Annotated in this window: 7 protein-coding genes and 1 pseudogene; 1 reads left to right on the forward strand and 7 read right to left on the reverse strand. The window is 49.0% G+C overall.

The genetic code is table 11. The annotated features are described in order from the left end of the window. Positions 1-131: 131 nt before the first annotated feature. The 7 genes and pseudogenes from JUJ53_RS04200 to JUJ53_RS04230 form a co-directional block, all read right to left on the reverse strand. A pseudogene (locus tag JUJ53_RS04200) lies at positions 132-296 on the reverse strand (DUF4277 domain-containing protein); the annotation flags it as partial. 367 nt (positions 297-663) lie between these two features. Then, a complete protein-coding gene (locus JUJ53_RS04205) occupies positions 664-2,427 on the reverse strand; it encodes an iron uptake porin (protein WP_204150731.1) in 1,764 nt (587 codons plus the stop codon). Between the two features lie 288 nt (positions 2,428-2,715). Beyond that, the gene (locus tag JUJ53_RS04210; protein ID WP_204150732.1) at positions 2,716-5,037 is read right to left on the reverse strand and encodes a CHASE4 domain-containing protein; all 2,322 of its coding nucleotides are present in this window, start codon (positions 5,035-5,037) and stop codon (positions 2,716-2,718) included. Positions 5,038-5,094: 57 nt separating this feature from the next. Next, positions 5,095-6,603 carry a PAS domain-containing protein gene (locus tag JUJ53_RS04215; protein WP_343327884.1) on the reverse strand — a complete coding sequence of 503 codons (1,509 nt, stop codon included), beginning with the start codon at positions 6,601-6,603 and terminating at the stop codon, positions 5,095-5,097. 187 nt (positions 6,604-6,790) lie between these two features. After that, the gene (glsA, locus tag JUJ53_RS04220; RefSeq protein ID WP_204150734.1) at positions 6,791-7,822 is read right to left on the reverse strand and encodes a glutaminase A; all 1,032 of its coding nucleotides are present in this window, start codon (positions 7,820-7,822) and stop codon (positions 6,791-6,793) included. Positions 7,823-7,827: 5 nt separating this feature from the next. Further along, the gene (locus JUJ53_RS04225) at positions 7,828-8,586 is read right to left on the reverse strand and encodes a MinD/ParA family protein (RefSeq protein WP_204150735.1); all 759 of its coding nucleotides are present in this window, start codon (positions 8,584-8,586) and stop codon (positions 7,828-7,830) included. Positions 8,587-8,979: 393 nt separating this feature from the next. Beyond that, positions 8,980-9,813 (reverse strand): AraC family transcriptional regulator, encoded by an 834-nt coding sequence (locus JUJ53_RS04230; RefSeq protein ID WP_204150736.1) that lies wholly within the window; start codon positions 9,811-9,813, stop codon positions 8,980-8,982. A 496-nt stretch (positions 9,814-10,309) separates the two neighbouring features. On the opposite strand from JUJ53_RS04230, the gene JUJ53_RS04235 reads away from it, so the two are divergent. Then, positions 10,310-10,480: a hypothetical protein gene (locus tag JUJ53_RS04235; RefSeq protein WP_204150737.1), complete on the forward strand. Its 171-nt coding sequence runs from the start codon at positions 10,310-10,312 to the stop codon at positions 10,478-10,480. Positions 10,481-10,649 lie beyond the last annotated feature (169 nt).

Consider the following 10,649-nt stretch of genomic DNA (forward strand, 5'->3'; position numbering starts at 1 on the left):
ATGTTCGAGCTAACCTCAAAGCTTGCCAAAACAAGCGCAATCAACAACGGCATTTTCGACGTTCCCCTGCAGCTTATTTAGCTAACCTGGAGCAGAAAGCTATCCAGCTAGTTTTGCCGCCCTAGTTTTTTTCCTTTGAGAATCATGGCTTTGACCGCTTGCCCCGGGCTGACGATCTGCAACGGGTGTTGCTTGAGGCGCTGGTTGATTTGCTCTACCAAGCCCATCTCGTCAATGACCCCGGCCACAATCCCACTGTGGTCAATATCTTGTACTCTGATCTTGGATGCACTCATGCATCAAAAATACAATGTTTCTAGCTCAAAACCTGCGGAATGTGGGTTGTGTACGCCCAGCATGGGCGTACACAACCATTGCAGGGTCAAAGACTGGGTTTCCCTGAGGTGGGTGCGAAAGGTGGTTTGGTAGAATGTGGGGAACATATTGATTCAGGGGAGCTGTACTGAGGCTCCCTATTTTTTGTCCCCTCTATTATCTCAAAGTCCAGTACCGCATGATTTTGAGCTACTTTGTCACCCGTTCAGACCTCTCACTCTTCGTGAAACATATTTCGGGTCTTATAATTGCTGAACTTCAATCAAACCTGTTTGCTGAAACATCTACTCTGCAAGTGCTTCAGTGAACAAGATTATCTCAATAAGACTAAAATAGAAAAACTGTTTTTATCGTTCCCGTCCAGATTGTGCTTTCGTCACGATTGCCGGGATTGGTGATGACTTGCACCACAGGTATAATACTGATTTGGTCAGTCAACGGTAGTTGGTAGAAGGCTTCAAAACTGGTTTGGGTACGGTTGAAGAAGTTGATCACATCTTCTTGAAAGATTAGCGGTTGAGCAACCCCAATGCCTGTTAGTGCTCCCGGTGCAAATAAATCTGCGATCGTCACACCAGCCGACCAACTACTGGGTCGAATATCCCCCGGAAAGTTATACGCATAGCCAAACCGCCCAAACAGCCCTACTGTTTCCCCAAGCCCTAACTGTAGGTTTGCCCCCAGCACGTTGTATTCGTTGTCACCCTGAGCGCCGCCGCTATACTGCAAACTAATACCAAACTGGGAAGAAGGCTCATAACTAACTTCAACAATTCCCAAATACGGATCGCCAAATAAGCCACCCTGATTGCCGACATTAGAGGGACGAGTGGCGATCGCCGCTGCATCAGCCCGATACACTGCTCTTAACGTTAACGCCCCCGCATCAGGGTTCCAACTAACCGCAGCCCCTGCTCCACCAGGGTCGTTTCCTAATAGAAGCTGGTTATTGATGAATCCGTAGGTTGAGAAATCTCGCAAGCTGCTGTTCGCGTAGCGGTTAAAGTCTACGTAGCTAGAGGCGTAGTCTTGAGCAAATAGCGAAACGCTGATATTCGATGAGGGGGAAAACGTATAGCTGAGTTGCGATAACCCTAATAAATTTTCAGAAGCATAATATTCCAGCGCACTGTTGATTTGAAGGAAGCCATTTATACCTTGAGCGGTTTCTACCGCCGTAGTTACCCGATTGAAGACGGCTTGTGCTTCTGAAGTAGAGGCTTCTGCGTCGCGTGCTAGCCTTTGCAGATTGCCAGCCAGGGTATCCCGAATGTCTTCAATACTGTCTTGATTGCTCAACCGTAGGTTAGGAAAGTTGTCTAAGCTCAAGCCTCTTTGTCTCAAGGCGCGATCGGTGATTTCGTTCCCGGCTTCGATCAGGTTGTTTCTAAATGCCCCAGAATCGCCCAGCAGAAAGCCTACCGCATCATTAAAACTATCATTACCCATTACAATGTGGGTGATCAGTACATCGTTACCGTTAAAGCTAGTACTGAGATATAGCCCAACGCTGCTAGTAAAGGCGATGTTGGGGTCATCAACGCCCGCTTGAGTTCCAGCATTTACAGTAAAGATGGTGTACCCGTTGAGTCGAGTCGTCGTTGAAAACTGGTGACTTTCTAATTCCGCCGTTCTTGCTTCTAGCGCATCGACCCGCCCTCGCACCGTTGCCAACTCTCCTGCAAACTCTGCTTGAAGCCGCTGAATTATCTCAAGATCTTCCCGTTGCAGCATAAGCCCAGAAGAATCATTGAGTTGTTCATTGATGCGATCGAGAACGGCAGTTAAGCCCGCCGCAAATTCATACCGCGTGAGTGCCCGATTACCTCGAAACGTACCATCAGGATACCCTGCGATCGCGCCATAGCGCTCTACTAAAGAGCGTAAGGCGGTGTATGCCCAATCGGTTGGCTGTACGTCAGATAGTTGCGATACAGCCGTGGTCTGATTCAGTTCATCATTTAGCCCATTGGCTATTGCAGGCAACGTATTGTCTGTCAGGGAGTGGCTGGAAAGGGCATCAAGGGGAGTAGCGATCGCGGGAGTGCCCGAGACTCCCAGAGTAACCCCCAGGAGTCCCAGAATTGTCACGCCCTCAGCAAGACTACTTAAGCTGAAGACAGATCGTCTGCTGGACGAGGCACCCGGGTTGGTAGCCAAAACAGTCTTGTATCTCGATTCACCTTTTAGAAAAAAGTATTTCATCCTCTTTAACCTCAACATTGCTTTTCAACTCCAAAATTTGGTTAACTGACAAATCTTTTTGCGTAGGCTGGGTTGAGCAACGTGAAACCCATATCCAGTATGGATTCTGTTGGGTTACGCTGACGCTAAGCCAACCTAGGAGAGCATCAGGCTTGCAGGAGTTTTGTCAGCCAATCAGCTCCAAAATTCATCCAGATTTATGCTTGCTACCTCTTGCCGCACTTCTTGGAAGTAGGTGCTTTCGGTCAATGTCGCCACTTCTTTTTCCCGTTTCTTCTGGTCAATTTCAATCTTTAATTCTTCTAATTGTCGTCTCAATTCATCTTCACGGCGTTTGCGATCGGTAATATCCTGAATGATGCCTTCGTAGTAGAGCAGTTTGCCATTATTACCTCGAACCGCACGAGTACTCTCGCTTATCCAAATAATGTCACCATCTTTTTGGTAAGTGCGATATTCAAACCCTGTGACCTGGTCACCTTGCTCTAACCGCTGCTTAAATTCATCCCGACTCTCTGGATCAACATAGATTTGCTGCTCAATATCCGTGATGACGGCAACCATCTCTTCAGCCGAGTCATAGTTGTAAATGCTAGCCATCGCCGGGTTGACGTTGATAAAACGACCCTCTGGCGTGGATTGAAAAATTCCTTCTAGCGCTTGTTCGTAGATCCCCCGGTAGTTTTCTAACGCAATTCGCAGTGCTTCTTCGGCTTGTTGACGTTGATGAGCCTCGATCGCCAGTGCCACCAAGTCTGCCAGAGAACGGACAAATCCCTGTTCCTCGACAGTCCAGACGTGGGGAGTCCCAACCTGTTCCAGGCATAACACGCCAATCGTTTCCCCCCCTGACCGAATAGGAGCATCCAGCATCGCCATAATTCCCAAAGGTTCCAGGTAAACCTCTCGAAACTCCACTAATCTGGGGTCTTTATATGCATCATGGGTAGCAATGATCTGGTCTGTTTCTAATGCTTGAAAGTAGGTGGGATAATCTTCTGCACGGAGGTCAAGTCCTTGGGAGTGACGATTTACGCTGAGTTCATACAAGTCAGCGCAGTTAAGTTTGGTTTTTTCCTGACCATACAGCCAAACGCTGGTACGTTCGACGGTGAGTGATTGAGCTGCGACGGTTGTAATTTCCTGCACTGCCGTTAGCCAGTCTCCCTGACTGAGCGTTTTGCTATGGGTTAGTTTGATCAGGGCGTCATTTTGCTGGCTGAGCTGCTGTTTGCTATCCTTTAGTTCTTGCTCCCGTGCTTCTACGGTTTGCACCATATGGGTAAAGACGCGTGCCAGTTGCCCTACCTTGTCAGTTCGAGCAGCCACATCATTTAACTGTTCTGGCTTAAAGGTGTTACTCTCTACCGCAGCGGCAGCTTCTGTGACCTGCTCAACTTGCTGAATATAGACTGACATGACCTGATTCTGCCGTGAGATCTCTTGCTGGGATTCTTCCAGTGCTTCTAGCATGATATTAACGTCAGTTGCCAACATCAGCAGCTCGTCATGACCAGACACATGCGCTCGCAGGGAAAAGTCTCTCTTGGCTCCAATCCGTCGCACATTTGCACTGAGTTGATCGACGCGGGAAATCACCAGTCGTTGCAATAACAGCAGCGTTACCACGCCAAAAATTAATCCGGTCAGAATGATTGCGCCAATCAGCGAAAGAACACTACGCTTCCCCTGGTTATAAATATCTCTGGGAAGTTCCACCCGCAGCAGCACGGCTGGCTGATCGTCAATGTCATTAATCAGGGTGTATCCATCAATCGCCCCATCCACTCGGTTTTGAAAAAAGAAAGGATTTTGCGCGGACAAAGCCGCACGCGCCTGTTGAAAATCAGTTGGCAGATTAGAGTCATTTACGGCCCGCAGGTCAATGGGTAGATGAGTAATTCCAGAAAGCCGTGCCACTGCAACGTCATCTAGCAAGCGTCCCGCAATCAGCGTCCCTTGAATAGGACCCTGCCTTGCGCTAGTCACGATCGGACGTGAGGAAATCAGCATTGCACCATCAGGCACCATGAGGATGCCCGACAGACTGCTGTTGACCTCTGGATGCTGCATTAAGCGATCGCCCAAAACAAGACGCCTCTGTACAGCTTCCGGCACAGGCGTAAACTGATTTCTTTCCAAGTCGAAGCCAGTTCCGTAAACCACTTCACCGGCAGAATTTACGATTAGACCCAGATTTAATCGTATGTCGGCAAAGCCTTCGGGAGGTAAATTGGATTCGATATAGGCTTGATTTCTATCTTGAACGAACTGGTAGGTGTCATCCCACGCTGCCCAGTCCGCAAAACGTTGATCAAAGTCTTCTTTTTCTTGGCCCAATACATTCAAAACGCTCTGAATAGTTTGGCGATTGCTCTGTTCCTCTGCCTGCTCGATCGCTCTTAGCAGAATCGTGGATGCCGCTACATAAAACACTCCAACCATCCCCACTAGCGTGGCACCGATAACAAGTAAGGTTTTCTGTCGTAGTTTCACGGCGTGCTATCTCCAATGTCTAAAATTAGGTGAGTCAGGTAGTGTTTGATGGCGACGTCAGCCCCAGAACTTATCTAAGTCAATTGCCGATACTTCCTGCTGGACTTCCTGGAAGTAGCTACTGGCAGTTAGGGTGGCGACTTCTTCAACTCGTTTTTGGTGATCGATTTCGATTTGCAATTCTTTGAGCTGTTGTCGGAGCCGATCCTCACGGTTTATGCGTTCAGTAATATCCTGAACGATGCCTTCGTAGTAGAGAACTTGGCCATTGCCATCCCTAACCACGCGGGCATCGATTTGGGTCCAGATAATGCTGCCGTCTTTGCAGTAGCAGCGGTACTCAAAGTCTTTAACGGTGCCGTGCTTTTCAATGGCAGCGATAAAGTCAGTTCGTCGCTCAGCATCCACATAGAGCTGTTCTGAAATATTCGTGATGCTCTCCATCATTTCCTGGGGCGAGTTATAGCCGTAGATCTTCGCTAAAGCCGGGTTTACTTTGATAAAGTGGCCCATTGGGGAGGATTGAAAAATTCCTTCCACAGCATTTTCAAAGATACTGCGGTAGCTGTCTTCAGCAATTCGTAGAGCGATTTCTGCATGTTTCTGCTCGGTGATATCAATTCCCACCGAAACGACCGCTGTACCCTGCTGATATTTTTGCACGGCAACCAAATAGTAACGAGGCATACCCTTAACTTCGACTTCGATGGTTCGAGAGTCCGATTCGCGGGGGCTGGTGATGAATTCTTGCAAAAAGTGGGCTAATTGAGCATTGCCATTGAGCGAGTTGACACTGCGTCCAATGAAGGCTCCCTGGGACATGCTCCAGCTATTGGCTAGGTAGCGATTGACGCCAATGTAAACTCCGCCCGAGTCAATCCACGAGATGGGACCTGGGACAGCATCCAGCACCGCTTCTAGCTGATCTTTGGCAGCGTGTAGGGCGTGTTCTGCGATGTTACGGGCCTCCAGATAACGCTGCAAGACCTGCAAGACGACCCACCAGATGGGTAACAGCATAAGCAGGCTGAGGGCCGCGATCGCACTGGCTAGAATCAACTGTTGGGCAAAGTTACTCAGGTTCTTGAGGATGCGGGCCTGAGTAGCGTTCAGGCTAAGCTGAATGCCCTGGGCATAAATCGCTTTTTGCTGTTCATACTCATGGCTGAAGAGCAAATCTACCGCTGCCGCCTGCTGCCCACTACGCACCAAGTCAAAAGACTGCCGCTCCCAAGCGACCAGTTTCTGGTTGGCAAGGTTGGTTTGTTCAGCCCCTTCTCCCTCATAGGCTTCTGGGGCAATGGCGATCGCTTCTTCAATAGCGACATCAAGCTGCGGCTCAAATTCGTTGTAACGCAATTCCCAGCGAGTATCGCCCGTGGCGGCGTTCATCCGGGCTGACATGGTGAGCACTTCATCCAGATGAATGATCGAGCCTACTAGATACTGCAAGCGAAAATCGTTGATGATAACGCGATTGAAGGTCTGGTAAGCATTCCAGGCACTCCACCCCAGCGGTAGAAACAGCGACAGGGTCAGGGTGATCGCCACGACCACAGTCGCCACAGGGCGGTTTATCGAAATTTGAAATAGGTGAGCCAGGTAGCGTTTCATGGTGATGTCAGCCCCAAAACTCCTCTAAGTCAATCGCTATCTGATAGCGATGCAAAACGTCGAGTTGAGCTTGTTCATTGGTCGGAAGCGCCACAGTTTTCATTGAGAACTCCCAAAACAATGTGATTCAGCGTGAGCGTTACCAGTCATTGATGTCGTTACTCCCCGCGATCCACTCGGCTAGGAGCTTGTCTGGGGTCGCGGCATTAAAGAGATGTAGACCAAAGTCTTGGGAAAGGTCTTCACAGACCTTAAGCCCCCGCAGGCTGTTACCCTTGGCATCTAACAGGGGGGAGAAGGTGCCGATGCCAAGCTGATTGGGAACCAGGGCCGTAATGCCGCCACCAACACCGCTTTTGGCAGGCATACCCACCCGGTAAGTCCACTCGCCGGAGCCATCATACATGCCGCAGGTCAGCATGACACTCACCACATCCTGCACATAGTTCTCGTGAATTGCCCGTTCTTTCGTCACGGGATTGATACCCCCATTCGCCAGGGTCGCTGCCAGCATGGCCAGATCTCGTGCATTCACCAAAATTGAACATTGCTGAAAGTACAGATCCAGGGTTTCGTCAATATTGTCGCTGACCATACCGAAGTTACGCATCAGGTAGGCCATTGCTCGGTTGCGGAAGCCAGTAGCCTTTTCAGATAAAAACACTGGCACGTTAATGTCGTGATCTCGCCCGGTGTAGCGCTTGAACATTTCCAGCAACCGCTTCAAGCGTTCGGTGCCGTTGCTGCCCTTGATTAAGTCGGTCGTGGCGATCGCTCCCGCATTGACCATCGGATTGAAGGGACGGTTGGTGGCTTCGTCCAATACAATCGCGTTAAACGCCTCACCCGTGGGTTCCACACTAACCTTGCTATTGACATACTCACGCCCATGTTCCTCCAATGCCAGCCCAAAAACAAAGGCTTTTGAAATAGATTGAATAGTGAATAGCTTGTCACAGTCGCCCACCTCAAACACCTGCCCCTCTTTCGTCACCACGCAAATGCCAAACCACTCTGGTTTTGCCTCTGCCAGTTCGGGGATGTAATCGGCAACAGCACCATCATTGAGCGGTTGGTATTTCTCGTACAAGGCATTCAAATAATTCCGAAAAGGAGATGTAATAGCATTGATGGAACTGGCTAGGGATTGCAAGTCTCCGATATTAGACATGTCGCCTATCCCTCCACAAGTTGCTGTGCTACGTTACGGAACTCTTGACTGACTGGGTGGTCTGGATACTTAGCGCAAAACACTCCCTCACTGGCAAGTTGCACTACCTCTTCTGACAATGGAAATACGCCAGCCACCGTTTCACTGTACGTTTCTTCTACTTTTTGCTTCAGGGCATCCAGATTAAGCTTGCTATGGGCTTTGTTGATAGCCAGCAGCATCTTCCGGACGTTTAGTTGTCTCGCTACGTCCATCGTGACCGCCGTTCCCTGATAATCTTGTTTGTCGGGTCGCAAAATCAGAATCAGGATATGGGAAATGGCGATCGATAAAAACGTTTCCTTGGACAAGCCGGGATGAGTATCAATAAATAAATAGTCAAGCTGAAGTCCCTTGACCAAGTTGCGAAACCCGTCATTCATCAGCTTGACATCATAGCCATCTCTCAAAATTCTGGCGATGTCATCCGCTTTGACACTAGAGGGCACCAGAAATAGCTTGCCTGCCCCATCTACGTCAACATTGGCACTGACATCATAAGCCGCGTCCTGAATGGAGATTTCACCCCACAAGTAGTTATTGAGAGTTTTGCTGATCTGCTCTGGTTCTAGACAAAACAAGTTATGAATTCCTGGAGAAGGAACATCTGTATCCACGACCCCAACTCGATTGCCTAAGGCAGCTACTGTGGTTGCCAAGTTAGCAGCAAAGTTAGACTTTCCTGTACCACCTCGGTATGAGTGAATGGAAATGACTTTAGGCATATTGATATCTTGTGATACAAAGCAGTTTTCAATCTGCAGCAGATAAACCTTAATAACAACAAAAACTCTATACCCCTTAAGGGTTTCTCGATGGATGTTATATCAAGTCCTACTGAACGGCCTGTGTTGGGGAATCTTGCATGGAATCCCCTGCTTCGCCGCCCCCTTAGCAAGGGGGGTACCAACCCTCGAAAACTGCCATGGACTTGGAATGAATTATAGATTACCCGGACTTGATACTAGTGTGAACCAACCCGAAAAAATCTGAAAAATATGTATAGACAAGTCTCCGTTCTTTGAAGTGACTGGTTATATTGAGCAATTGGTGGAGACATAGTACAACAAGTACGTTGGCACAATCCTGCACAAAATTGCTGTTTTTGCACAAAATTGCTACGACCTGGAAAATTTTTTTGGAGTCACGCCCGTTAATTGCTTAAAGTGGCGGTTTAGATGGCTTTGATGGGTAAAACCACAGGCGATCGCCACTTCTGAAATTCTCAGCTTGCCGTCTTTTAGCAACAGCTTTGCCCGCACCACTCGTCGTCGGATGACATATTGATGGGGCGTAAAGCCAGTCGATCGCTTAAACGATCGGCAAAAATGATAGGCACTGAGTTGGGCGATCGCTGCTAATTCCTCCAAGCTCAACTCCCGGTCTAAATGGTCATTGATATAGTCCGTTACCCGTTTCAACTGTGTGGGAGATAAGCCACCTAGACCATGGACAGACTTATGACTGTGGGCTGAGTAATTTCGTAGAATGTGCACTGCCAGAGCATTTGCCATTGTCTCTGCATACAGTCTGCCGCCCGGTTTTTGGGATTCTAAATCGGCTTTGAGTGCCAGCCCAATTTGAAGAATGAGGGGATCATAAAAGGGCTTCTGAGGCGGTACCTCAACCTGATCAATGGATAACAGTTCGGCGGCGTTGCGAGTCAGTAGCTCTGGTTTCACACTGAGGTTGAATCCTTGGATCGGTCGATCCCACGCACCCCAGTTGACATGTTTGACGGGTATCAGAGTCATGCCACCGTGAAAAAGCATCTGCCGCTGCACCTGACCTCGTGCAACCTCATCGATTTGCCAATCTAGCTGAAAACCCTGTCCAAGCGTAACCGCGATCGCATAGTGATTAAAACAAAGCTTCGGGGTTTCTCCTGCAGGTAGAGGTTGATGGTTATACTCTAAGCTGACACTGCTCCACCCAGCTTCGGCACTAGTCAAGGTAGAGGGAGTTGGGAATTGTTCAGAATATCCTGGGGGGGGATCAGACTTATCATGGGGCTGGTTTTGTTCAGATCCTGATTGCGAGCTTGAGGGCGATCTCGGCATTATGCACCTTCTTTGATCTACAGGTGATTAACTTTGTAGCATTTTGCTCCTGCAAATCAGTAATCCCTTAAGCATTTCCACAAACAATCTGTATGGACTCAGAATATTGATGAGCAAAGGGCCATAGCGATCGCGACCGAGCGAAGGGTCGAAATTCATGTCAAATCGAGCGATCGCCCCCCTATCATCAAACCCGGATGGGTGCTGCCCAAGCACTAGACCTGAGCGAACGAAGTCTAAGACGGCTACAACATATTGATCGAAGCGAGGGAGCCATCGGTCTAGCCCGTAGAGAATGGGCTGATGCCGGGTATGGTACTGGGCAAGTCCATCTTGTCAGCGTTGTCCCAAGCGAGTGCAACGGCAGCAGCTTTCCCAGAGGGGTGGAGTGGCGCTCGCTCGACTTCAGCAGATGTGGTCAAGCACCCTGACGGCGAGCAACATCCGCTATTGCTCCTATCCTGGTGTCCGCGATGCCAGCATCCCCTTCGACTACCGAGTCAATGGGCAACCGGTGAGAGCGATCGCTGTCAATTACCCTTCTCGCAGATGGCACTAATTGAAGTCCGCGATAGCGCAATAGAGTGACTCAGAAGAGTGACTAAACAAGACGTCGGATCGACCAAATCATGGCTCTTCCCAACTTTTGGTGACACTCAAAATTTTGAGAGAATAAAAAGGTAGCTCCCTTGAGGTGCTCTACCCATGGAATCACTTCAGTTTCTCCT

The sequence above is a fragment of the Leptolyngbya sp. CCY15150 genome (genome assembly GCF_016888135.1).
GTDB lineage: Bacteria > Cyanobacteriota > Cyanobacteriia > RECH01 > RECH01 > RECH01.